Annotated in this window: 19 protein-coding genes; 14 read left to right on the top strand and 5 right to left on the bottom strand. The window is 62.3% G+C overall.

Annotated elements, in window-relative coordinates; translation table 11 throughout:
* Positions 1–7: 7 nt before the first annotated feature.
* Positions 8–697: an IMPACT family protein gene (locus FDP28_RS00965; RefSeq protein WP_144658749.1), complete on the bottom strand. Its 690-nt coding sequence runs from the start codon at positions 695–697 to the stop codon at positions 8–10.
* A gap of 22 nt (positions 698–719) precedes the next feature.
* Here FDP28_RS00965 and coaE point away from each other — a divergent pair, with 22 nt between their 5' ends.
* From coaE to FDP28_RS00985, 4 genes are all read left to right on the top strand, one after another.
* The gene (gene coaE / locus FDP28_RS00970) at positions 720–1,955 is read left to right on the top strand and encodes a dephospho-CoA kinase (protein WP_144658750.1); all 1,236 of its coding nucleotides are present in this window, start codon (positions 720–722) and stop codon (positions 1,953–1,955) included.
* 29 nt (positions 1,956–1,984) lie between these two features.
* The gene (uvrB, locus tag FDP28_RS00975; protein ID WP_144658751.1) at positions 1,985–4,084 is read left to right on the top strand and encodes an excinuclease ABC subunit UvrB; all 2,100 of its coding nucleotides are present in this window, start codon (positions 1,985–1,987) and stop codon (positions 4,082–4,084) included.
* A 167-nt stretch (positions 4,085–4,251) separates the two neighbouring features.
* Positions 4,252–5,280 carry a TerC family protein gene (locus tag FDP28_RS00980; RefSeq protein ID WP_144658752.1) on the top strand — a complete coding sequence of 343 codons (1,029 nt, stop codon included), beginning with the start codon at positions 4,252–4,254 and terminating at the stop codon, positions 5,278–5,280.
* 27 nt (positions 5,281–5,307) lie between these two features.
* Entirely contained in the window at positions 5,308–6,636 is a 1,329-nt protein-coding gene (locus FDP28_RS00985; protein ID WP_144658753.1) for an MFS transporter, read from the top strand.
* Between the two features lie 16 nt (positions 6,637–6,652).
* Here the strand turns inward: FDP28_RS00985 and FDP28_RS00990 are convergent, their stop codons facing one another.
* Genes FDP28_RS00990 through FDP28_RS01005 form a run of 4 tightly spaced genes read right to left on the bottom strand, consistent with a single transcriptional unit; the run spans position 6,653 to position 12,444 of the window.
* Positions 6,653–7,990, bottom strand: a complete 1,338-nt coding sequence (locus tag FDP28_RS00990) for an alpha/beta fold hydrolase (protein ID WP_144658754.1) — start codon at positions 7,988–7,990, stop codon at positions 6,653–6,655.
* On the bottom strand, positions 7,983–8,495 hold the full coding sequence (locus FDP28_RS00995; protein WP_144658755.1) for a GNAT family N-acetyltransferase: 513 nt from the start codon (positions 8,493–8,495) through the stop codon (positions 7,983–7,985). The genes FDP28_RS00990 and FDP28_RS00995 overlap by 8 nt, the downstream gene beginning before the upstream one ends.
* 32 nt (positions 8,496–8,527) lie before the next feature.
* Positions 8,528–9,898: a CoA transferase gene (locus FDP28_RS01000; RefSeq protein WP_144658756.1), complete on the bottom strand. Its 1,371-nt coding sequence runs from the start codon at positions 9,896–9,898 to the stop codon at positions 8,528–8,530.
* A gap of 11 nt (positions 9,899–9,909) precedes the next feature.
* On the bottom strand, positions 9,910–12,444 hold the full coding sequence (locus FDP28_RS01005; protein WP_144658757.1) for a DEAD/DEAH box helicase: 2,535 nt from the start codon (positions 12,442–12,444) through the stop codon (positions 9,910–9,912).
* A 70-nt stretch (positions 12,445–12,514) separates the two neighbouring features.
* On the opposite strand from FDP28_RS01005, the gene FDP28_RS01010 reads away from it, so the two are divergent.
* The 10 genes from FDP28_RS01010 (at position 12,515) to FDP28_RS01055 (ending at position 24,169) form a co-directional block, all read left to right on the top strand.
* Positions 12,515–13,294: a trans-aconitate 2-methyltransferase gene (locus FDP28_RS01010; protein WP_144658758.1), complete on the top strand. Its 780-nt coding sequence runs from the start codon at positions 12,515–12,517 to the stop codon at positions 13,292–13,294.
* A 148-nt stretch (positions 13,295–13,442) separates the two neighbouring features.
* Positions 13,443–13,823 carry a GntR family transcriptional regulator gene (locus FDP28_RS01015; RefSeq protein ID WP_144658759.1) on the top strand — a complete coding sequence of 127 codons (381 nt, stop codon included), beginning with the start codon at positions 13,443–13,445 and terminating at the stop codon, positions 13,821–13,823.
* Positions 13,824–13,888: 65 nt separating this feature from the next.
* Complete coding sequence (gene uvrA, locus FDP28_RS01020; RefSeq protein WP_144658760.1) at positions 13,889–16,816, top strand: excinuclease ABC subunit UvrA; 2,928 nt, start codon at positions 13,889–13,891, stop codon at positions 16,814–16,816.
* 62 nt (positions 16,817–16,878) lie between these two features.
* Entirely contained in the window at positions 16,879–17,595 is a 717-nt protein-coding gene (locus tag FDP28_RS01025; protein WP_144658761.1) for an HAD hydrolase-like protein, read from the top strand.
* Entirely contained in the window at positions 17,582–18,250 is a 669-nt protein-coding gene (locus FDP28_RS01030; RefSeq protein ID WP_144658762.1) for a lysophospholipid acyltransferase family protein, read from the top strand. Before FDP28_RS01025 ends, FDP28_RS01030 begins: the two co-directional genes overlap by 14 nt.
* 59 nt (positions 18,251–18,309) lie before the next feature.
* Positions 18,310–20,325 carry an excinuclease ABC subunit UvrC gene (gene uvrC, locus FDP28_RS01035; RefSeq protein WP_144658763.1) on the top strand — a complete coding sequence of 672 codons (2,016 nt, stop codon included), beginning with the start codon at positions 18,310–18,312 and terminating at the stop codon, positions 20,323–20,325.
* A gap of 116 nt (positions 20,326–20,441) precedes the next feature.
* Positions 20,442–21,365 carry an RNase adapter RapZ gene (gene rapZ, locus FDP28_RS01040; RefSeq protein ID WP_144658764.1) on the top strand — a complete coding sequence of 308 codons (924 nt, stop codon included), beginning with the start codon at positions 20,442–20,444 and terminating at the stop codon, positions 21,363–21,365.
* The gene (locus tag FDP28_RS01045) at positions 21,365–22,381 is read left to right on the top strand and encodes a gluconeogenesis factor YvcK family protein (protein ID WP_144658765.1); all 1,017 of its coding nucleotides are present in this window, start codon (positions 21,365–21,367) and stop codon (positions 22,379–22,381) included. Before rapZ ends, FDP28_RS01045 begins: the two co-directional genes overlap by 1 nt.
* A 9-nt stretch (positions 22,382–22,390) precedes the next feature.
* On the top strand, positions 22,391–23,371 hold the full coding sequence (gene whiA, locus FDP28_RS01050) for a DNA-binding protein WhiA (protein ID WP_018777554.1): 981 nt from the start codon (positions 22,391–22,393) through the stop codon (positions 23,369–23,371).
* 174 nt (positions 23,372–23,545) lie between these two features.
* Positions 23,546–24,169: a superoxide dismutase gene (locus FDP28_RS01055; protein ID WP_144658766.1), complete on the top strand. Its 624-nt coding sequence runs from the start codon at positions 23,546–23,548 to the stop codon at positions 24,167–24,169.
* Positions 24,170–24,347 lie beyond the last annotated feature (178 nt).

A 24,347-nucleotide genomic window follows, 5' to 3' on the forward strand; every position in this document is an offset into this window, starting at 1 on the left:
CTGCTCTTCAGGCAGGAAGGTCAATCCATTCGGTACCTTCAGGCCTGAGGAGCGAGTTCCCTGCCGTCAGTGCCGCCACCCGCGCGTGGGCCTCCGCGACAACCCCCGGTTCATCCGCAACCGCTATCCGAAGGACGGCGTGCCGGGCCTCGTACCGAGTCTCTGCCATAACGTAGCCCGCGTTGCGGAGCTCGTTGTCCAAACGCCCTGCATCCGCGTGGGAAACCTCGATGCCGCACAAACGCAGCCTTTGGCGCTGGACCAGGGGAGCGAGGTCCAGCGCCGCTGAAACCGATTCGGAGTAGGCCCGAACCAGGCCGCCCGCACCCAGCAGGATCCCGCCGAAATAGCGGACGACGACGACGGCGACGTCGCTGAGGTCCGTCACCCCTGGCGTTGATTCGCGTTTGATCAGTGCTTCAAGCATCGGTATGCCCGCAGTCCCGGAAGGTTCACCGTCGTCACTGGATCGTTGGATCATCCGGTCCGGGCCGATCACGAACGCCGAGCAATGGTGCCGCGCGTCATGGAACTCGCGCCTTAGGCCGGCCACAAGATCGCGAGCGGTGTGCTCGTCGCCCGACCGGCGCAGGACGGTGATGAAGCGCGAGCGTCGGATCTCCAGTTCATGCCGGAAATCCGGGCCTGCGGCCAGAGTGGTGTACCTGGTCGCACGGGTCTCATCCTCAATTTCCACCGCTTCAGTCTAGTGTTGAGGGGTGCTGGAAATCGGACTGACGGGCGGCATCGCCTCGGGGAAATCGTTGGTGGCCTCAAGGCTGCAGGAGCTGGGGGCTGTCCTCATCGACGCGGACATCCTCGCCCGGCAAGTGGTGGAACCTGGGACGCCTGGCTTGGAGCAGCTCGTCGAAGCATTCGGCCCTGACGTCCTGGACCAGGATGGCCGGCTCGACAGGCCAAAGCTGGGCTCAATAGTATTTCGGGATCCGGCGCAACGCGAGGTCCTCAACGGCATCGTTCACCCGCTGGTGCGCCGGGAGGCGGCAGCCATCATGGAAAACGCAGGCGCCGGAGATATCGTCGTGCAGGACATCCCCCTCCTGGTGGAGACCGGACAGGGCCACAACTTCCACTTGGTGGTGGTAGTGGACGCGCCCGAACACGTGCGTGTCCAGCGCATGGTGGAGTTCCGGGGAATGGACCCTGAAGACGCCCGTTCCCGCATGGCGGCACAGGCTGGTCAGGCAGAACGGAACGCCGCAGCTGATGTCATTCTTGAGAACGCGGGAAGCCCGGACGAGCTGCTGGCCTCGGTCGATGCGCTGTGGGAGCTCCGCCTGGTGCCTTTCGCGGACAACATCAGGCGCGGTGCCAGGGCAACCCGGACGGTGGGCCCGGTCATGGTGACGCCGGTGGGGGATTGGGCCGCGCAAGCCCAGCGTCTGGCCGGGCGCATCTTGGCGGCTGTTCCTGAAGCTTTGGCTGTGGACCACATCGGGTCGACCTCCGTGCCGGGACTGTCCGCGAAAGACGTTCTGGACCTCCAGCTGGCTGTGCCGGATCTGGCAACCGCGGACCGGATCTCACCCTTGCTGGCTGCGGCGGGCTTTCCGGCGGTTCCCGGGGTCAGGGAAGACACTCCAAAGCCCTCGCACCCTGATCCGGCAATGTGGCAGAAGCGGTTACATGCCAATGCTGATCCAGGCAGGCCCGTTAACCTGCATGTCCGTGCAGCCGGGTCAGCCGGTTGGCACTACGCGTTGCTGTTTCGCGATTGGTTGCGCGCAGATCCTTCAGCCCTGGCGCAGTACGAAGCCCTTAAGCGCCAGTTGGCGGCCGCCCACTCCGGCGACAACGGGACAGCTGCGTACGCCGAGGCCAAGGAACCGTGGTTTACCACGGTTGCCTGGCCCGCAATGGAAGAGTGGGCCAACCGCACGGGCTGGACACCGCCGTCGTACGCATCTTCTGCTGTGCGCAAACGCGGACAGTAACTGTCCTGGGGCGGGGGTAGATTTGATGCATGAGCCTTGCCCAGGAAATCAACCGTGTTGTCGCGCCCTTTGAAGTTGTCAGTGACTATAAGCCTGCAGGTGACCAGCCAACGGCCATCGCGGAGCTGACCGAACGCATCAAGAACGGCGAAAAGGATGTTGTCCTCCTGGGCGCCACCGGTACGGGTAAGAGCGCCACCACGGCCTGGCTCATCGAGCAGGTTCAGCGGCCAACGCTGGTGATGGTCCAAAACAAGACCCTTGCCGCGCAGCTGGCCAACGAATTCCGGGAGCTGCTGCCAAACAATGCGGTTGAGTACTTCGTGTCGTACTACGACTACTACCAGCCGGAAGCCTACGTCGCGCAGACTGACACGTTCATCGAAAAGGACTCCTCCATCAACGAGGAAGTCGAACGCTTGCGCCACTCCGCAACCAACGCCTTGTTGACCCGCCGCGACGTCGTGGTGGTGGCCACGGTCTCCTGCATCTACGGTCTGGGTACGCCGGAAGAGTACATTGCCGGCATGGTCACGCTGCGCAAGGGTGCGGAGATGAACCGCGACCATCTGCTGCGGAAGTTCGTGTCCATGCAGTATGCGCGCAACGATATGGACTTTCACCGGGGGACCTTCCGGGTCCGTGGCGACACCGTAGAAATCATTCCGATGTACGAAGAGCTGGCCATCAGGATCGAGTTCTTCGGCGATGAGATCGAGAACATCCAAACCCTTCATCCCTTGACCGGCGAGGTCATCCGGGACGAGGAAGAGATGTACGTGTTTCCGGCGTCGCACTATGTCGCTGGTCCCGAGCGAATGGCCAGGGCCATCAAGCGGATCGAGGACGAACTCGCCGACCGCTTGAAAGTCCTTGAAGCCCAGAACAAGCTGGTGGAAGCACAGCGCCTGCGGATGCGAACCACCTATGACCTCGAAATGATGCAGCAGATGGGCTTCTGCAACGGCATTGAAAACTACTCGGTGCATATTGACGGCCGCGATCCCGGCACGGCACCGCACTGCCTCCTCGATTACTTCCCGGATGACTTCCTGCTGGTGGTAGACGAATCGCATGTCACCATTCCCCAGATCGGTGCAATGTACGAAGGCGACATGTCCCGCAAGCGCAACCTTGTGGACTTCGGTTTCCGCCTGCCCTCGGCCATGGATAACCGTCCGCTGAAATGGGATGAATTCCTGGAGCGCATCGGCCAGACGGTCTACCTTTCGGCCACGCCCGGCAAGTACGAGCTCGGCAAGGCCGATGGCTACGTCCAGCAGATCATCCGTCCCACCGGACTTATCGACCCGGAGGTCGTGGTTAAACCCACCAAGGGCCAGATCGACGATCTTCTCGGCGAGATCCGGATCCGTACGGAGAAGAACGAGCGTGTCCTTGTGACCACGCTGACCAAGCGGATGGCGGAAGACCTTACCGATTACCTGGTGGGCCATGGCATCAAGGTTGAGTACCTGCACTCAGACGTCGACACGTTGAGGCGCGTGGAGCTCCTCCGTGAGCTCCGGATGGGCGTCTTTGATGTCCTGGTGGGCATCAACCTGTTGAGGGAAGGCTTGGACCTTCCCGAAGTCTCCTTGGTGAGCATCCTCGACGCCGACAAGGAGGGCTTCCTGCGTTCCTCCACCTCCCTGATCCAGACCATCGGCCGTGCCGCCCGTAACGTTTCCGGCCAGGTCCGTATGTACGCCGACAAAATCACCGACTCGATGGCGCACGCCATTGATGAGACGAACCGTCGCCGTGCCATCCAGGTCAAATACAACACTGAACACGGTATCGACCCCCAGCCACTGCGCAAGAAGATCGCCGACATTACAGACCAGTTGGCCAAGGAAGACGCCGATACCCAAGAGCTGCTCAACAACAACAGGCTGGCCAAGGGCGGCAAACGTGGCAAGTCCGCTGCCAAGGGTGCCGCCACTGTCCGTCAGGACGGCCTCGCCGCTGCTCCTGCCGAGGACCTGGTGGGCCTTATCGAACAGCTCACGGAACAAATGCATGGTGCCGCGGCCGAATTGCAATTCGAAGTAGCTGCAAGGATCCGTGACGAAGTCAAGGAGTTGAAGCGCGAATTACGCCAGATGCAAACCGCTGGCCACGCCTAGGGTATGGTTTAAGCCACGTAGGGGAGTATCCCAAGCGCTAGATTCGTCAGCACGCAAGGCATGGTTGCCTCGCCGGGCCTAGCGGGTCACCATGTCAGAGCATCAAACGCTCCGCGGTGGCCGGAGAGACTTACACCGTTTTCCCGTACCCTGCGAAAGGCCCTTTAATGGAGCTCCCTGTCTGGTTCGAGGTCGGCTCGTTCGTCGTCCTCGGAATTATCCTGCTGATCGACCTGCTTTTGGTGGTCAAGCGCCCTCACGAACCCTCAATGAAGGAAGCCGGCCTCTGGGTCGCCTTCTACGTGGCCCTGGCCATGGTGTTCGCCGGAGCCATGTTCTACTTCACGGGTCCCGAGTACGGCAGCCAGTTCATTGCGGGCTGGGTCACTGAGTACAGTCTCAGCATCGACAACCTGTTTGTCTTCATCATCATCATGGCCCGCTTCGCTGTGCCCCGAAAGTACCAGCAGGAAGTGCTGATGGTGGGCATCATCATCGCGTTGGTCCTCCGCGGTATTTTCATCGCCCTCGGTGCCGTGGTCATCGAGCAGTTCAGCTGGGTGTTCTACATCTTCGGGGCCTTCCTGTTGTGGACCGCTTGGAAGCAGGCCAAGGATTCCGGTGAGGATGAAGAAGAGGGTGCCGAGAACCCCTTGATCGGACGCCTCCGCAAGGTTCTTCCGATGTCGGAAAAGTTCGACGGCGGCAAGTTGCGTACCACTGTTGACGGCAAGAAGGTCTTCACCCCCATGCTGATCGTCTTCGTGACCATTGGCCTGACCGACCTCCTGTTCGCCGTCGATTCGATCCCCGCGATCTTCGGCCTCACGCAGAGCGCCTTCATCGTCTTTACGGCCAACATCTTCGCCCTGATGGGCCTCCGCCAGCTGTACTTCCTGCTCGGCGGTCTCATGACCCGTCTTGTGTACTTGAAGCACGCGTTGTCGGTCATTTTGGCGTTCATCGGCGTCAAGCTGGTCCTGCACGCAATGCACGTCAACGAACTTCCCTTCATCAACGGCGGACACCACATCGAATGGGCGCCGGAGATTCCCACCTACGTGTCGCTCGCGGTCATCGTCGGAACGATCGTCGTGGCAGTCGTGGCAAGCCTGCTCAGCCCGGCGGCCCGCCAGGCCAAGCTGGACGCCCGGCTGGAAGAAGACGCACGAAAGAGCATGAGCGAAGCAGAGTAACTTCAGCGGAAGTTGTAGTCTCATCACGTGACTACCTCCTCAACTACGGCGCTGGACCCACACCGGGTCCAGCGCCGTACGGTTTTCCTGCTCAGTGCGTCCCAACTGCTCAGCGGTGTCGGAAACGGCGCCACCTTGTCCATCGGCTCTTTGCTCGCCGTCGACCTCTCCGGATCTGAAGCGTGGGCAGGTTCCATTACGACGGTGCTGACGCTGGCGGCAGCCATTGCTGCCCTTCCCCTGGCACGGCTGGCGGAGGCCCGCGGGCGACGCGTGGGTCTGGTCACTGGCCTTGTTGCGGCAATGATGGGAGCACTTCTCTTCATCGTCGCCGTGATGACCAGGTCATTCCCCGTCCTGGTCCTGGGCGCCGCATTGCTGGGTTTGGGCACAGCAGCGAACCTCCAGGCACGCTTTGCCGCTGTCGACCTCGCGGAGCCGGAACGTCGGGGCAGGTCGCTGTCCACGGTGGTCTGGGCCATAACGATCGGGGCCGTTGCCGGGCCAAACCTCATTCAGCCGGGGGCCGTCGTGGGCCAGGCGCTGGGCCTGCCTCCCATCGCCGGTCCCTTCGTCTTCTCGGCTGCCGGCCTGCTGTTGGCCTCGGTCCTTCTGTTCCTGGGTTTGAGGCCGGACCCTTTGTTGCTTGCCCGAAGGCTGGCCTCCAGTGCAAAGGGCGGTGATGATTCCAATGGTCTGCCTCGCAGGGGAACTGTGGCGTCCGGATTGCGCGCGGTTCGTGCGTCCCGGCAGGCTGTGTTGTCACTTGCTGCGGTGGTCGCCGCCCACGGAGTGATGGTGGCCGTCATGTCGATGACGCCGCTTCACCTTCAGCAGCTGGTGGCAGGATCGCACGCCAGCCACCATGGGGGAAACACCGACGACACGGATGCCCTTGTGGTTATCGGGATTACCATCTCGCTTCACATAGCCGGCATGTTCGCGCTGTCCCCGCTGTGGGGGTGGCTGACGGACAGGGCAGGACGGCTTCAGACGATTGCCATGGGCCACGGCATGCTTTTACTGGCAGTCTTTATCGCGGGCTTGGGGCAGGACCAACCCGCGCTGGTGACTGCGGGGTTGGTCCTGCTGGGGCTGGGTTGGTCGGCGGCAACCATTGCGGGCTCCACACTGCTTGCCGAGAGCGTGAGTCCCGATGCCCGGGTCACAGTCCAAGGAGTTTCGGACACCTTGATGGGTGCCGCGGGAGCGCTCGGCGGCGCAACCTCCGGTCTTCTTCTGGCCTGGATCGGCTACCAGGGACTCAACGTGGCGTCCAGCGTCGTGGTCGCGGCAGTTTTTGTCCTGGCACTCGTTGTGGCCCTCCGCGGGCGTGCCAGCGTCATCAGCAACTGAGGAACACTGGCCTCGGTCAGTGCGCGTTGCGGACCATGCCAAGGAGGCGCTTGAAAATCCCTTCGCCGTCCTCCGCGATACCGTCGTGGTGGAACTCCGAGGTGACCCATGCTTGGAGTCCGCGGACGGCCGCCGCGGTTTCAAGCGAGAGATCGTGGTCCACGTAAATGTCGTCCTGGTATACGGCGGCTGCAACAGGAACAGTGTTTGTGGCCAATACCGCTGTGTCGTACAGAGGCTCCCAGTCTTTGCGGGCTGCGAGAAGCTCTGCAACGTCACGCAGGGGCACGAGGGCCGGATCCTGCTCGAAGTACCAGGGATAGACCATCTCTCCCGTGAGCAGGGGCTGGTCGGCTCCCGGCTCGAATTCCGGGTATTCGTCCAAAACCCGCCATGCTGCCCAGTTGGTGGCTTCGCCTTGGCCGTAGATGGATTCGTGCAGCACGGCGTACAGGGGGTTGCCGGCCCGGCTGACGAGGCTGCGCACCTGCTCAAGGAACGTTTCTGAGAGCCGTTGACCGTCGAGGGTCTCGATGAAGGCATCTTCCAGGAGGTAATGCAGCGAATCCACCCTGGTGTTGCCACCCAGGAACGAACCCACCATTTGGAACCTTTCCGGAGTCAACCTTTCACCGCTGGCGAGGAACTCAGGTGTCTGTTCCAAGTGCCGGACGATCTTTGTGACCTTTTCACGGTCTTCCGGGTACCACTGGAAATACTCGGCATTACGGGCGGCAACGCGTTTGAATGTGGCCTGGTAAACGCGGTCTGCAGGTCCCTCCAGCGGGGCCAGGCCACCGGTGATGAGGACTTCGCGCAAGCCGGCAGGGGCGAAGGACAGATACGTCAATGCACAGAACCCGCCAAAGCTCTGGCCCATGACGCTCCAGGGACCTGAGCCGAGGACACCGCGGATGAATTCGGCATCGGCAACAATGGAATCGGCGCGGAAGTGGGCCAAATACTCCGCCTGGGCTGAGGCATCTCCGCGAAGCTCAAGCGACCGCTGCTCAACAGGCGTCGAAAGACCTGTGCCTCGTTGATCGAGCATCAGGATGCGGAATTCCCTTGCCGCGGCTTTCATCCAGCCGGCCAGGGACGTGATCCGGTTCCCCCTGCCGCCAGGACCACCTTGCAGGAACAACAACCAGGGAAGCTTTGCCGCTTCCTCCGCCGTGTGTGCGGTGGAGGAGTATTCCCGGGCGAAGACTGTGATCGTTTCGCCAATTTCCCCGTTGTTTGCGGGTGAATGCACCAAGGGCACCGTGAAATAGTGCTCGGCCGTGCGCACACCGCGGAATTCGTGGCGCGCCCGGATGGTGTGCTCCGGGGTGGGTGAGTGCGTCTCAGCCACGGGCAAACGACTCCTGAGCCTGGATGGTTGTTGCCCCAAACGATTCCAGGGCCTCTCCGGTGAGGCGGAACGTGGACCATTCCTCCATGGGAAAAGCGCCAAGCTTCTTGTAGAAGTTGATGGAGGGCTCGTTCCAGTTCAGGACGCTCCATTCAACGCGGGCGTAGCCACGCTCGACGGCGGTCGCGGCCAGGTGCTGCAGGAGTGCCTTGCCATGTCCTTCGCCACGGGCGTCGGGCTCGACGTAGAGGTCCTCAAGGTAGATCCCGTGGACACCTTCCCACGTGGAGTAGTTCAGGAACCACAGGGCAAATCCCTGCACGGTTCCGGCTGCGTTTTCCGCGATCGTGGCGTAGACCCGCGGGTTCTCGCCAAAGAGCACTTCAGTGAGCTTCTCCGGTGTGTTCTTGACGGCATCCGGCTCCTTTTCGTAGATCGCAAGATCGTGGATCATACGCAGGATCGTGGGGACGTCTTCAACGGTAGCGTGGCGGATTACACTCATGCATTCGAGCTTACTAGCAGCAGCGAGGTGTCTTAGCGCCACGCAAGGACGGAGGATCCGTAGAGCACGGGAGGCCGCCGATAGTGCAGTTGAGCGCCATCCACCACCAAGGGCGGCTCCACGAAGCGGAGCGGGCCATAAGGGCTCGCGCACTCCCGTTCATCCGGTGGCTGCAGGACGCCAGTTGCATCTGCTCCATCAGCAGCAGGCAAGCTGAAGAGTTCCTCTGCAGTCCGCGCCAACGAGAGCGCGGCGATCCCTCCGGTACCCGTCCCGAGCCTTTGGGCCAAAAGTGCCAGGACGGCGGCGGCCACTCCGTAGCCCGTGGCGTGGTCAAGGGCCTGGACCGGCAGCGCTCCAGGCTTCCACCCGCCGTCGTCCTCTTGACCGTAAACCTCAGCGATACCGCAAGCCGCCTGCACCAGGCTGTCAAAGCCCCGCCGCCGTTGCCAGGGACCCTCTCTTCCCCAGGCGGACAATGTTGCGACCACCAGGTCTGGCTTATCGGCCAACAGGGCCTCAGCTCCGAGACCGAACCGGTCCAGGCTTCCGTTGCGGTAGCCCGACACCACGACATCTGCAGCGCCTGTCAGGCCACGGATGACCTCCAGCTGATCTGGATCGTCCACATCAGCCACGGCGGAACGTTTGTCGAAACCGCCGTCGACAAACGCCTCCTCCAATTCCGGAAGCTGCGGTGGGTCGATCCGCAGGACGTCGGCACCGAGGGCTCCCAGGAGCCTCGTGGCCGTGGGGCCAGCGATGACGCGCGTCAGGTCCAGGACCCTCAGTCCGGCGAGGGGCTGGAACGGCTCCCTGGACGGTCGCCACGTACTGGAGCGGCCCGGGGCGGGCGAACCTGACGAGGGCTCGAAGGTGATCCATGGACCGTTGCTGATTGCTGCATGCATGGGCGACGCGAGCCAGTCCGCGCGGGTCCGGACAGCGGCCGCGACGCCGCGGTTGCCGTTGATGGCATTCTCCGCGGCCACGGACGTCATGGAGAGCAGCGCCTCGTCCACATCCTGCGGTGTGGTGGCGTTCAGCGCTTCCATGAGCCGCGCTGCGTGGTGCGGATAGTTGGCATGCAGGCGGATCCAGCCGTCAGCGGTGCGCCGGAAGCCCGACGCCGGCGCGAACCCTTGGGGTTTGGCCCCGTTGATCCTCAGGCGCCCCAGTGAATCGAAGGAGGCAGCAACAGCCCCGGATGACACTGAATAGCGTCCGACGGAGCCGGTCAGGGCTTCAAGGGCGGTAGCTGCGGCCTGCACCGATCCCAGGGCAAGGCCCTCCACATCCAGGCCACCGTGCCACCACTTTCGCAGTCCTGTGGTCGCGGCCGGGGTTACCGCCCGCAACGCCTCAAGGCTCCGCAGGCTGCTGGCCAGGTCCGGGACGTCCATTGCCCGACCGGTCAGAGCCTGTTGACGTCGGTCACGCGCACCACAGCTGTACCGTTGTCATCGGACGCCGCGAGGTCCACCTCGGCCGAGATGCCCCAGTCATGGTTTCCGGCCGGGTCGTCGAAGATCTGCCGGACCTTCCACAGCCCTGGTTCCTCGGTAATGATGAGCAATCCGGGCCCACGGGCGTCCGGTCCTGTGCCGATGTCGTCATGTTCGTCGAAGTAATCATCCAGCACGTCCTCCCACCGCTCCGCATCCCAGCCGGCCTCGGCATCAAGTTCGCCCAGGGCGGCTGAATCCTCGTCAGCGAACAGTTCCACCCTGCGGAACATCTCGTTCCGGACCATCACCCGGAAGGCCCGGATGTTGGACGTCAGCAGTGGTGGCGGGGGAGGCGGTGCGTCATGGGGGGTGGGCGCCAGCCCGGAGGTCAGTTCCTCCCATTCATCGAGGAGGCTGGAGTCAACCTGGCGCACCAGCTCTCCCAGCCACGCAATCAGGTCTTCAAGATCGTCCCGCAACAAGTCCTGGGGAACGGTCTGCCGGAGTGCGCGGAATCCGTCGGCGAGGTACCGCAGGACGATACCTTCCGAGCGTGCCAGTCCATAGAACTGGACGAACTCGCCAAAATTCATGGCACGCTCATACATGTCCCGGATGATGGATTTGGGGGCAAGCTCGAAGTCCCCAACCCATGGGGCAGCCTTCCGGTAGACCTCGAAGGCCTCGCCAAGAATCCCGGCCAACGGCATGGGGTAGGTCACTTCGTCCAGCATGGCCATGCGCTGTTCGTATTCGATCCCGTCAGCCTTCATGGCGGCGACAGCTTCCCCGCGGGCCTTCTTCTGCTGCGCGGAGAGAATCTGCCGTGGCTTCTCGAGGGTCGACTCAATCACCGACACCACGTCCAAGGCGTAGGAGGGCGACTCCGGATCCAGCAGTTCCAAGGCAGCAAGGGCGAAGGGAGACAACGGCTGGTTGAGGGCGAAGTTGGGTTGCAAATGGACTGTCAGCCGAACCGAGCGTCCTTCAGCTTCCTGCTCTTCCTCCGGAATGCGTTCAACCACCCCGGCCGCCAGCAGCTCCCGGTAGATCCCCAAGGCCTTCTTCATAAGCCTGAGCTGGGAAGGCCGGCTTTCATGGTTTTCGCTGAGCAACCGCCGTGTTGCCTGGAAGGGGTCGCCTGGACGTTCCATGAGGTTCAGCAGCATGGCATGTGTCACCGTGAAACTGGATGTCAACGGCTCGGGAATGGATTCCACAAGTTTCTTGAACGTCGGCTCGCCCCAGGAAACGAATCCTTCAGGCGGCTTCTTCTTCACCACTTGGCGGAGTTTTTTCTGGTCATCGCCGAACTTGGCTGTTGCCTTCGCCATGGCCTTGGTGTTCTCCACCACGTGCTCGGGTGCCTGGACTACAACGGTGCCGGCGGTGTCGTATCCGGCACGTCCGGCGCGGCCGGCAATCTGGTGGAACTCACGGGAGTTAAGCGACCTGGTGCGTACGCCGTCGTATTTGCTCAACGCGGTCAAAAGCACTGTCCTGATCGGAACATTGATGCCCACGCCCAAGGTGTCCGTACCGCAAATGACTTTCAGCAGGCCTGCTTGGGCCAGTTGCTCCACCAACCGCCGGTATTTGGGGAGCATTCCGGCGTGGTGGACGCCAATACCGTGCCGGACGAGCCTGTTCAGTGTCTTTCCGAACCCAGCGGCGAAACGGAATCCTGCGATCAACTCGGCGATGCGGTCCTTTTCGTCCCGGCTGCACATGTTGATGCTCATGAGATTCTGGGCACGCTCGATGGCCTCGGCCTGGCTGAAGTGCACCACGTAGACGGGAACCTGATTGGTGGCGAGCAACTCTTCCAGGCTCTCGTGAACCGGGGTGAGGTGGTAGTAGTAGTGGAGCGGAATGGGCCGCTCCGCCGAGCTCACCGTCGTCGTGGGACGGCCGGTCAGCTCAGTCAGGCCGGTTTCGAAGCGGGTGACATCGCCCAGGGTTGCCGACATCAGGAGGAACTGGGCCTGGGGGAGTTCCAGGAGCGGCACCTGCCACGCCCAGCCGCGCTGCGGATCGGAGTAGAAGTGGAACTCGTCCATGATCACTGAGCCGAGTTCGGCAGTTGAGCCTTCCCGCAAAGCGATGTTGGCGAGAATCTCAGCCGTGCAGCAGATGATCGGGGCATCCTGGTTCACACCCGAGTCACCGGTGATCATGCCTACGTTCTCGGCACCGAAGATCTCGCATAAAGCGAAGAACTTCTCCGACACCAGTGCCTTGATCGGCGCCGTGTAGTAACTGCGTTGCCCGCGGGCCATGGCCTCGAAATGCGCGGCAATGGCCACCAGTGACTTACCGGATCCGGTAGGGGTGGCAAGGATGACGTTGGCGCCGGAGGCGAGCTCCATGATCGCCTCGTCCTGGGCGGGGTACAGCTGCAGCCCGCGGCTCTCTGTCCACTCCACGAAACGTGTGTAGATATCGTCCGGGTCCAAGGGACCTGTGGCGGTGGAACCGGGAAGCTGCTCAAGAAGTTTCATTGGTTTCCAGCTTAGTGCCCGGACGGTTTAGGCTCAGCCCAGCAGCGATGCCCGGCTCGAGGAGGCTTTTGTGAAGTGGGATCCGTCCAAGTACGCGGAGTTCGGCAACCATCGGGACCGGCCGTTCCAGGACCTGATAGGAAGAATCCAGGCAACGGATCCCCACCAGGTGGTGGATCTTGGGTGCGGTCCCGGGAACCTGACAGCAACCTTGGCAGAACGTTGGCCCGAGGCGCGCGTCGTGGGCCTCGATTCATCCGGCGAAATGCTCGCCAAGGCCGCCCCGCTGGCAGAAAAGTTTGGCGGGCTGGAGTTCAGGCAGGGTGATATCGCCGACTGGAGCCCGGACGGCAGAACCGACGTCGTGGTCACCAACGCGGCCCTTCAATGGGTTCCCGGACACCGGAAGATGCTTGGCGGTTGGCTTTCGGCGTTGAAGCCTGGGGCCTGGTTCGCCATGCAGGTTCCGGGGAATTTCAGCTCAGCCTCCCACTCGCTGATGCGCGAATTGGCCGAAAGCCCCCGTTGGAGGCAGCAACTGGCAGGAGTCCTCCGGCACGACGGCGTTGTCGGCACTCCTGCGGACTACTTGGGCATCATGCTCGACGCCGGCTGCTCGGCTGACGCTTGGGAGACCACCTACCTGCAGGTACTGCAAGGCGAGGACCCGGTGCTGGAATGGGTGAGGGGGACAGGACTTCGCCCAGTCCTGGCTGTCTTGACGGCTCCCGAGGCGGCCGCCTTCGAAAAGGAGTACGCGGCGTTGCTTCGCGAGGCGTACCCGCCAACAGGCCACGGAACGGTGTACCCCTTCCGTCGAATTTTCGCGGTTGCGAGGAAAAACGCGTGAGTGGTCAATCATTTGTGCGCGGAACGGGGTTCGTACGCCGGCATGGCTTGTTCGGCGGGGATGGCGCTGGTCTAATTCTCGGCATGGACCAAGGACGTAATCCAGATCGACCACCATTGGTGGCTCCAGCGCCTTCCGGGAGCTCGTTGTGACTCCCGCAGGGGAGTTCCCGGGAAATTGGCGGCCCAATGCCGGAAGCGCTGTGGCGCTTTTTGAGCAGTTAAGGCTCCGGATCATCGAACTCGCTGACTCAGGGTCCCTTGCGGTGGGATCGAAGCTTCCGCCGGTTCGGAACCTGGCAGGGATACTCGACGTGGCCCCGCACACGGTGGCGCGCGCCTACAAGGAACTTGAAGCTGCCGGGGTTGTTGCGACGCACGGCCGCAACGGAACTGTGGTCTGCGCCAGGGACGACCGTTGGGGTGCTCTGGCCGAGGTCGCTGCGCAGTACGCGGCCGCCGCCAAGGCCCAGGGCGCTTCCTTCGCGGAAGCCGTACAGCTTTTTGCCGCTGCGTACGACGCCGATTGATACCGATCGGTAGCATGTGAGGCACGACATGGAAATTCGAAGAAGTTTTCGATTAGCATTGGTGGGTGCCCAAAGCCTTAGCTGAAGATGCAGCCATCGATTCCCTGAACAGCGCTTCCGTCGTTTCTGATAACAAGCCAGCCAAGCCGGATCTCTCACGGCTGGTAGTCAAGGGCGCCCGGGAGCACAATCTGCGCAACGTGGATCTGGACCTCCCGCGCGACGCCATGATCGTCTTTACAGGACTTTCCGGCTCGGGCAAGTCGTCCCTTGCGTTCGACACCATTTTTGCCGAAGGCCAGCGCAGGTACGTCGAGTCATTGTCCGCGTACGCCCGCCAATTCCTGGGCCAGGTGGACAAGCCCGATGTCGACTTCATCGAAGGCCTCTCGCCCGCAGTGTCGATCGACCAGAAGTCCACCAGCAAGAACCCACGATCCACAGTGGGCACCATCACCGAAATCTACGACTACATGCGGTTGCTGTGGGCGCGCGTTGGACGCCCGCATTGCCCAGTTTGTGGCGAGCCCATTACGCGGCAGACGCCCCAGCAGATCGTAGACCAGTTGCTGGAACTTGAAGCCGGTACCCGCTTCCAGGTTCTTGCCCCGGTGGTTCGTGGCCGCAAGGGTGAATTTGTCGACCTCTTCAAGGAGCTGACAGCCAAGGGCTACTCCCGTGCCCGGGTGGACGGCGAGCTTGTCCAGCTGAGCGATCCCCCCAAATTGGGCAAGCAGTTCAAGCACACCATCGAGGTCGTAGTTGACCGCCTGGTGGTAAAGGATGAGATCAGCCAACGCCTCACCGACTCTGTAGAGACCGCCCTTGGACTGGCCGAAGGCCGCGTCCTGGTGGAATTCGTTGATCTCGACGCCGAGGACCCGGCACGAATCAGGGCCTTCTCGGAAAATCTGGCCTGCCCGAACGAACACCCCTTGGCCATCGATGAAATCGAGCCCCGGTCCTTCTCCTTCAACAACCCCTTCGGTGCCTGCTCCGCCTGCAGCGGCATTGGAACCAAGCTTGAGGTTGATGAAGAACTGATCGTCCCCAACCCTGAGCTTTCCTTGGGTGAAGGTGCCATTGCACCGTGGTCACTGGGCACAGCCACCACTGAGTACTGGAACCGTCTGCTGGAAGGTCTCGCGCAGGAACTCGGTTTCTCCATGAAGACGCCATGGGAAAAGCTTCCCAAGGACGTCAGGAACACAGTGCTGCATGGCAAGGACCACAAGGTTGTTGTCCAGTACCGCAACCGATTTGGACGCGAGCGGAAGTACAGCACCGGTTTCGAAGGCGCCATCCAGTACGTTCACCGCAAGCACGGTGAAACGGACTCGGATTGGGCCCGCGACCGGTACGAAGAATACATGCGCCAAATTCCGTGCCCGGAGTGCAACGGTGCCCGCCTGAACCCGGCATCGCTGTCCGTGTTGATCAACGGAAAGTCGATTGCCGAAGTTGCTGCCCTTCCCATGCGGGAATGCGCGGAATTCCTGGGCAGCCTGACCCTGACAAACCGGGAAGCGCAGATCGCCAACCAGGTCTTGAAGGAAATCCAGGCCCGCCTGACGTTCCTTCTTGACGTCGGCCTGGAGTACCTCAACCTCGAACGGCCATCCGGTACGCTCTCCGGTGGCGAGGCACAGCGTATCCGTCTTGCCACCCAGATCGGGTCAGGATTGGTGGGCGTCCTTTACGTCCTGGATGAACCCTCCATCGGGCTGCACCAGCGCGACAACCGCCGGCTTATTGAGACACTGACCCGGCTTCGGGATCTTGGCAACACCCTCATCGTGGTCGAACACGACGAAGACACCATTCATGAGGCCGACTGGGTGGTCGACATCGGACCGGGTGCCGGCGAGCACGGAGGCCAGGTGGTTCACTCCGGCACCTACAAGGAACTCCTCGACAACACGAAGTCCCTGACCGGTGACTACCTCGCCGGCCGTCGGAAGATCGATGTTCCTGCCAAACGCCGCAAGTATGACAAGAAGCGCGAGCTGAAGGTTGTTGGCGCCCGCGAGAACAATCTCAACAACGTCGACGCGACTTTCCCCCTGGGGCTCTTCACGGCTGTGACAGGGGTCAGCGGCTCGGGCAAATCCACTCTCGTCAACGAGATTCTCTACAAGGTCCTTGCCAATAAGCTCAACGGCGCAAAGCAGGTGGCGGGCCGCCACCGCTCAGTAGCGGGCCTTGAGCATCTGGACAAGGTTGTGCACGTCGACCAGAGTCCCATTGGGCGCACACCGCGTTCCAACCCGGCAACCTACACCGGCGTCTTTGACAACATTCGCAAGCTTTTCGCGGAGACCACCGAGGCAAAGGTACGTGGTTACCAGCCAGGCCGGTTCTCGTTCAACGTCAAGGGTGGCCGCTGCGAAGCATGTTCAGGCGACGGCACGCTGAAGATTGAAATGAACTTCCTGCCGGATGTCTACGTTCCATGCGAGGTCTGCCACGGTGCGCGCTACAACCGTGAGACGTTGGAGGTGCACTACAAGGGCAAGACCATCGCGGACGTCCTCAATATGCCCATCGAAGAGGGGGCGGAATTCTTTGCTGCCTTCACTCCGATCGCCCGGCACTTGAACACCCTGGTGGATGTGGGACTTGGCTATGTCCGGCTCGGCCAGCCTGCCACCACGCTTTCCGGTGGCGAGGCACAGCGCGTGAAGCTCGCAGCAGAGCTCCAGAAGCGTTCCAACGGCCGCAGCATCTACGTACTGGACGAGCCCACCACCGGTTTGCACTTCGAAGACATCAGGAAGTTGCTCATGGTCCTTCAGGGCTTGGTGGACAAGGGCAACACCGTCATCACCATCGAGCACAACCTGGATGTCATCAAATCGGCCGACTGGATCGTGGACCTCGGTCCCAACGGCGGTTCCGGCGGCGGACGAATCGTCGCGACCGGAACGCCGGAGCAAGTCGCCAAATCCACCGAGAGCCACACTGCGACTTTCCTCGCGGAAATTCTGGGGTAGAAGTATTCCGGTAGCGGCATGCGAGTTTCAGGCATGCCGCTACTCGTGAGAAACTAACCCTCGTGACTCAAACAAAGGTGCCCGTAATATTCGATCTGGACGGCACCCTTGTCGATCCTGCCGGCGGTATCACCGGAGGCATTTCGGCCGCCCTCCGCGAAATGGGCCTTCCCGTGCCCGAACAAGCCGTCCTGAATTCGATGGTGGGTCCCAAGCTCAGCGATTCCCTTCTGAACCTGGCAGGCGTTCCCGCCGCCGTCGTGGATGAAACCATTGAGCGCTACCGACGCCACTACAAAGAAACCGGTATAGGGCAAAGCAAGCTGTACCCGGGAATCTTCGAACTCCTCGAGTACTTTGCAGAAGCTGGGCGCCCGGTGGCCGTAGCGACGCAGAAACCGCAGTCCATTGCGCGCCTGGTCCTGGAGCACCATCGGATTGCTGATTTCTATGTTTCGATCAGAGGCGCGGCCGATGACGAGTCAATTGGAGCCAATACAGCTCCGGGCAAGGTCGAGATAGTTGGCGCTGCACTCGCCGACCTGCGGTCGCAGCCGGCAGTCATGGTGGGGGACCGGTACCAGGATGTTGCAGGCGCCATGGCCAATGGCTTGGACTGCATAGGTGTCAGCTGGGGCTTCGCGCCAGAGGGTGAACTCGAAGATGCCGGCGCTGTGGCGGTAGTAAAGACTGCCTCGGAACTGCGTACGCGAATTGAAGAACTTGATGCTGTCCGCGCGACGGCCCTTAGCGAGGTACAAAACGATGGCAGTCTTTGATGCGATCCGGTGGACAACCCGTGGACTGATTTCCTCCACCTGCCGGCCAACGGTCATCGGCTTGGAGAACGTCCCCAAAAGCGGCCCTTTTATCGTGGCTCCGAACCATCTTTCCTTTCTTGACAGCGTGATCGTGCAAGCGCTCATGCCTCGGCCTGTTGCGTTTTTTGCCAAGGCCGAGTACTTCACCACCAAGGGCGTCAAAGGCGCCGTGATGAAGTCGTTCTTTGAGGCAGTAGGGTCCATTCCCGTGGAGCGCGGCGAGCAGGCAGCCAGTGTGCAGGCCCTCAAGACACTTCTGGATATTCTTGAATCCGGAAAAGGCATCGGAATTTATCCTGAAGGCACCAGGTCCCGGGATGGAATTCTCTACCGGGGCCGGACGGGGGTCGGCTGGCTGGCATTGACCACGGGAGCGCCTGTTATTCCTGTCGGTCTCATCGGCACGGAGAAACTGCAGCCGGCGGACAAGAACGCCGTGCGGCCCCAGCACTTCACCATGAAGGTCGGCGAGCCTCTGTACTTTGAAAAGACAGGACCGGACCATTCCCTCCCGGCACGCCGGGAAGTCACGGACAAGATCATGGACGCCATTGCCTTGCTCACCGGGCAGGAACGTTCCGGGAGCTACAACCAGAGCAAGTCGGTGGACTAGGGCCTCGTCGCCTGCTGTCCGCGCACGTGGGAGCCGGTGCGGTTCACTAGACTGGATCTGTGGCAGATCCATCAAGTTACCGGCCCCGCACGGGTGAAATTCCCACCACCCCGGGCGTCTATCGTTTCCGTGACCCGCATGGCCGGGTCATCTATGTGGGCAAGGCAAAGAACCTCCGTTCCAGGCTGAACTCCTACTTCGCCAACCCCGCCGGGCTGCTCCCGAAGACCCATGCCATGGTCCATGCAGCCAGCAGCGTTGAGTGGACGGTGGTTGGGAGCGAGCTGGAGTCTTTGCAGCTCGAGTACACGTGGATCAAGGAGTTCAAGCCGCGCTTCAACGTAGTCTTCCGTGACGATAAGACCTATCCGTACCTGGCCGTGACCATGGGCGAGAAATTTCCCCGGGTGCAGGTCATGCGCGGGGAACGCCGGAAAGGCACTCGGTACTTCGGACCGTATACCGCCGGTGCCATCAGGGAAACCATGGACACGCTCCTCAGGGTCTTCCCGGTCCGCAGCTGCAGTGCTGGGGTGTTCAAGCGGGCCCAGGCCAGTGGCCGTCCTTGCCTGCTGGGCTACATCGACAAGTGCTCGGCACCCTGCGTGGGTCGGGTTACTCCCGATGAGCACAGGGTCCTGGCCGAAGACTTCTGTTCCTTCATGGGCGGAGAAGCCAAGCGCTTCATCAGCAGGCTGGAGAAGGACATGGCAGCGGCGGTGGCTGAGCTTGACTACGAGAAAGCTGCGGGGCTGAGGGACGACATCATCGCCCTGCGCAAGGTGTTTGAGCGCAACGCCGTGGTCCTTGCCGAGGACACCGATGCCGACGTCTTCGCCCTGCACGATGACGAACTGGAAGCCTCCGTCCAGGTCTTCCACGTCCGTGGAGGCCGGGTCCGTGGGCAACGTGGCTGGGTTGTTGAGAAGGTCGAGGACGCCACCACTCCGGAACTCATCGAGCACCTGCTGCAACAGGTTTATGGGGAAGACAGCGAGGTACAGGGCAGGATCCCCCGCGAAGTCCTGGTGCCGGAGAACCCCAGCAACCATGACGAACTCACACAATGGCTTGGGGGATTGCGTGGCGCCAAGGTGGACATCCGGGTTCCCCAACGCGGCGACAAGGCAGCGTTGATGTCCACCGTGCGCGAGAATGCCGAGCAAGCCCTCAAGCTTCACAAGACCCGCCGGGCGGGGGATATCACCGTCCGTTCGCTGGCACTCCAGGAGCTCCAGGAGGCCCTGGATATCCCGGTCCCCTTGCTGCGCATCGAATGTTTCGATATTTCCCACGTGCAGGGAACGAACGTGGTTGCCTCCATGGTGGTGGTCGAGGACGGACTCCCGAAAAAAGCCGACTACCGCAAGTTCTCCATTACGGGGGCAGCCGCTGCCGACGACACCGCAGCGATGCATGACGTCCTGACGCGGAGGTTCAGGCACTATCTGACGGACAAAGCTGCCCAGGTACCTGTCGTGTCCGGCGAGATCGTCAACCCCACGCGGTCCGCCTCCAGCGGCGTCACGGAAGCACCGCCGTCGGACGGTACCTCACCGGCACCGAAGGCCAAGTTCGCGTACCCGCCCAACCTCGTGGTGGTCGACGGCGGCCAGCCGCAGGTCAACGCCGCTGCGCGCGCCCTTGCAGACCTCGGGATCGACGACGTCTACGTCGTAGGGTTGGCCAAACGCCTGGAAGAGGTGTGGCTTCCGGACAGCGACTTCCCGGTGATCCTGCCCAGAACCTCCCAGGGTCTGTACCTCCTGCAACGCATCCGTGACGAAGCCCACCGTTTCGCCATCACCTTCCACCGCCAAAAGCGGGGCAAGGCCATGACGGTCTCGGTCCTGGACGGCGTTCCGGGGCTGGGCGAGGCCAAACGCAAAGCACTGGTTGCGCATTTTGGCTCGCTCAAGAAGATCAAGGCTGCCTCAGTGGAGGAACTGACGTCAGCAAAGGGCATCGGTCCCGCGCTGGCCGCCGCCGTGGTACAGCACTTGGGTTCAACAGCCGACGACGGCGAAACTGCGCCTGCCGTGAACATGACCACCGGCGAAATCATCGAATCTTAGCTAGGGTAAGAACTTGGCCGCTGCCGCATTCCGGAGCCGGAGACCACGCGTACTTGGTCGTGTCCGGTGGGGGACGCACGCAGCTATGAACTTTTGCGAGGAAACGGGGACAACTGATGGATGAGGCAACGGCTGGGTCCGGCACGGAGCAGGACGGCCTGACGCCCGTTAAGCCGCCCGAGGCGGAGCTTTTGGTCGTTACGGGCATGTCCGGGGCAGGCCGCAGCACTGCTTCCGATGCCCTTGAGGACCACGGCTGGTACGTCGTGGACAACCTGCCGCCGCAGATGCTGGGGACCTTGGCTGAGATCGTTTCCCATGCCCCCAAGTCCATTCCCAAGCTTGCGGTGGTGGTGGACGTTCGCAGCAAGGACCTGTTCACGGACATCCAGACGGCGTTGGGTGCCCTGAGCGCCAGCGGTATTACGTTCCGGGTGCTCTTCCTTGATGCGAAGGACGACGTCCTGGTCCGCCGTTTCGAGCAGGGCCGCCGGCCGCACCCGCTGCAGGGCGGCGGCCGGATCCTGGATGGCATCGGCATCGAGCGTGAGGTCCTGCGGGAACTGCGCGAGCACGCCGACGTTGTTTTGGACACTTCCGAGTTCAACGTCCACGGCCTTGCCACCGCCATCACCGAGCTCTTCAGTGACACGGGACCGGTGACCCTGCGACTGAACGTCATGAGTTTCGGCTTCAAGTACGGCCTGCCCGTTGACGCCAACTTCGTCGCCGACGCCCGTTTCATTCCCAATCCGCACTGGGTCCCGCAGCTTCGTCCGCATACGGGCCTTGACGAAGACGTCAGCGACTACGTACTGGGGGCCAACGGCGTCCAGGAGTTCGTGGACCGGTACGTCAAGGCGCTGGAACCGGTCCTTGACGGCTACCGCCAGGAGAACAAGCACTACGCCACCTTGGCTGTTGGCTGCACCGGCGGCAAACACCGTTCGGTGGCTGTCGCCGTCGAGCTTTCCAAACGACTTGCCCAGTATCCGCGGGTGACCGTTACCACCGCCCACCGCGACCTGGGACGCGAGTAGTGGGGGTCCTTACGGGCCCGCTGCCCCTCATCCCGCCCAAAGGCGTGCCCGGAAGCCAACAGAAGAAGAGTCCGTCCGTTGTCGCCTTGGGCGGCGGACACGGCCTGGCGGCTTCACTCTCGGCATTGCGGCTGCTCACCTCTGAGCTGACCGCCATTGTCACGGTAGCGGACGACGGCGGATCCTCCGGGCGTCTGCGGGAGGAGTACGGCGTCCTCCCGCCCGGAGATCTGCGCATGGCCCTGAGCGCGCTGTGCGACGACACCGACTGGGGCCGGACCTGGCGCGACGTCATGCAGCACCGCTTCAAGCCGGGATCGGCCAAAGGCGGATCCCTGGACAACCACGCCATGGGCAACCTGTTGATCGTCACGCTCTGGGAGCTGCTGGGGGACACCGTAGCGGGCCTGAAGTGGGCGGGGGCACTGCTGGGCGCGCGTGGCCAGGTGCTGCCGATGTCCAGTATCCCGCTGACCATCGAGGGCAAGGCCCGCAGGGAGCTGCCGGATGGCGGGTACGAGCTTCATACCGTGCGCGGGCAGGCCAAGTGTGCGGTTGCGGGCAAGCTTGAAGAAGTCAAGCTGTATCCCGAGGACGCTCCCGCCTGCACGGAAGCCCTGACCGCAATAGAACTTGCTGACTGGGTCATCCTTGGTCCGGGCTCCTGGTACACCTCCGTGCTGCCGCATTTGCTGCTTCCCGAGCTGCGGCAGGCTCTTGGTGACACGGCAGCCAAGCGCTGCCTGACCATGAACCTGGACGTTGAAACCAAAGAGACCTCCGGCATGACTGCTGCCGATCACCTTGACGTACTGCGGCGCTACGCACCGGAATTCAGCGTGGACGTGGTCCTCGCCGATCCCGCGGCAGTCCAGGACATCAAGGCCTTTGAAAAGGCTGCCGGGATGATCGGGGCTGAAGTGGTGTTGGGTAGAGTAGGGGCGTCGAGGCGCCGCCCAGTCCATGACCCATTGCTGCTGGCAGCGGCTTACCACGATATTTTCGGGAACAGTTAGGAATACGCGATGGCACTTACTGCGTCGGTCAAGGACGAACTGTCCCGGCTGGACATCAAGAAATCTTCGGTCCGCAAAGCGGAGGTTTCTGCAATGCTGCGCTTCGCCGGCGGACTGCACATCATCTCCGGCCGGATCGTCATTGAGGCTGAAGTCGATCTCGCCTCCACGGCACGGCGCTTGCGGGCCGCGATTGCCGAAGTCTACGGCCACCAAAGCGAAATCATCGTCGTTTCAGGTGGCGGCTTGCGGCGCGGAAGCCGCTACGTGGTCCGCGTTGTGCGCGACGGGGAAGCCCTGGCACGCCAGACAGGCCTGTTGGATGGCCGTGGGCGACCGGTTCGCGGTCTACCGTCAGTGGTAGTCAACGGTTCGGCCGCTGACGCCGAAGCAGTGTGGCGGGGCGCCTTCCTCGCCCACGGCTCCCTCACCGAACCGGGGCGTTCCTCCTCCCTCGAGGTAACCTGCCCGGGGCCGGAATCGGCCCTGGCGTTGGTGGGCGCCGCCCGACGTCTTGGCATCCAGGCCAAGGCTCGTGAAGTGCGCGGTGTGGACCGCGTGGTGATCCGGGACGGAGACACCATCGCCGCCCTCCTGACGCGGATGGGCGCCCATGACGCCCTCATGGTGTGGGAGGAACGGCGGATGCGGAAGGAAGTCAGGGCCACCGCCAACAGGCTGGCCAATTTTGACGATGCCAACCTTCGCCGCTCGGCCCAGGCCGCAGTGGCTGCCGGCGCCAGGGTGGACAGAGCCTTGGAGATTCTGGGCGACGACGTTCCGGACCACCTCAAATACGCCGGCGAACTCCGCGTGGCACACAAGCAGGCGAGCCTTGACGAACTCGGCCGGCTTGCCGACCCGCCCATGACCAAAGACGCGATTGCGGGCCGTATCCGGCGGCTCCTGGCCATGGCTGACAAGCGCGCCCTGGACCTCGGAATTCCCGGGACTGAGGCAAATGTGACTCCCGAAATGATGGACGAGTAGTAAGCACCCATAGAATCGGGACAGCAGGGAGGAAATACTGTGAGGCACCCACGGGTTGTTCCCGGGGGAGGCAAGAGCAGCTTCTTCCCCAAGGATTTCCGGTTGGCCCGCCGGCCGGATGAACATAACGAGAGTTACCAAACCGGACGCTAGTCCATTACATTGGAGGATTTCGTGACAGAGTACGTTCTGCCCGAGCTCGGCTACGACTACGCAGCACTCGAGCCGCACATTTCGGCGAAGATCATGGAGCTGCACCACAGCAAGCACCACGCTGCCTACGTTGCAGGCGCCAACAACGCCCTCGCCCAGCTCGCCGAAGCCCGCGACAAGGGTGACTTCGCCAACATCAACCGCCTCTCCAAGGACCTCGCGTTCCACACCGGCGGCCACATCAACCACTCCGTGTTCTGGAACAACATCTCCCCGGATGGCGGCGACAAGCCCGAAGGCGAACTCGCTGCCGCCATCGACGACGCTTTCGGCTCGTTCGATGCTTTCCGTGCACAGTTCACCGCAGCAGCCCTCGGTCTCCAGGGCTCCGGCTGGGCCTTCCTGGCCTACGAGCCCATCGGTGGAAACCTGGTCATCGAGCAGCTCTACGATCAGCAGGGCAACGTAGCAGTCGGCACCACCCCGCTGCTCATGCTCGACATGTGGGAGCACGCCTTCTACCTGGACTACGTCAACGTCAAGGCTGACTACGTCAAGGCGTTCTGGAACATCGCCAACTGGGCCGACGTCGCCAAGCGTTTTGAAGCAGCCCGCACCAACGCAACGGGCCTTATCGTCCTGTAGTTGGTGAGTTCCGGTTCACGCGGATGTAACAAAAGTCACTTTTTGCGTGAATTGGGCCGAAATGCTGAAAAGCCTGCCTCCGCAGTTGCGGGGGCAGGCTTAGTTAAACGTAAGATGGATCACGGAAGGCGGTTAGCCTTCAGCAACGTGGCTGGTCGCCCTCCGATCTGATAATCAC

Source organism: Paenarthrobacter nicotinovorans (genome assembly GCF_007670255.1).
GTDB classification, from domain to species: domain Bacteria; phylum Actinomycetota; class Actinomycetes; order Actinomycetales; family Micrococcaceae; genus Arthrobacter; species Arthrobacter nicotinovorans_B.

Bases quoted from the DNA above. Each gene is read 5' to 3' on its own strand.
- rapZ (WP_144658764.1), top strand. From the start codon at position 20,442: ATGGATGAGGCAACGGCTGGGTCCGGCACGGAGCAGGACGGCCTGACG.
- FDP28_RS01030 (WP_144658762.1), top strand. From the start codon at position 17,582: ATGGCAGTCTTTGATGCGATCCGGTGGACAACCCGTGGACTGATTTCC.
- FDP28_RS01005 (WP_144658757.1), bottom strand. From the start codon at position 12,444: ATGAAACTTCTTGAGCAGCTTCCCGGTTCCACCGCCACAGGTCCCTTG.
- uvrB (WP_144658751.1), top strand. From the start codon at position 1,985: ATGAGCCTTGCCCAGGAAATCAACCGTGTTGTCGCGCCCTTTGAAGTT.
- whiA (WP_018777554.1), top strand. From the start codon at position 22,391: ATGGCACTTACTGCGTCGGTCAAGGACGAACTGTCCCGGCTGGACATC.
- FDP28_RS00995 (WP_144658755.1), bottom strand. From the start codon at position 8,495: ATGAGTGTAATCCGCCACGCTACCGTTGAAGACGTCCCCACGATCCTG.
- FDP28_RS00980 (WP_144658752.1), top strand. From the start codon at position 4,252: ATGGAGCTCCCTGTCTGGTTCGAGGTCGGCTCGTTCGTCGTCCTCGGA.
- FDP28_RS01000 (WP_144658756.1), bottom strand. From the start codon at position 9,898: ATGGACGTCCCGGACCTGGCCAGCAGCCTGCGGAGCCTTGAGGCGTTG.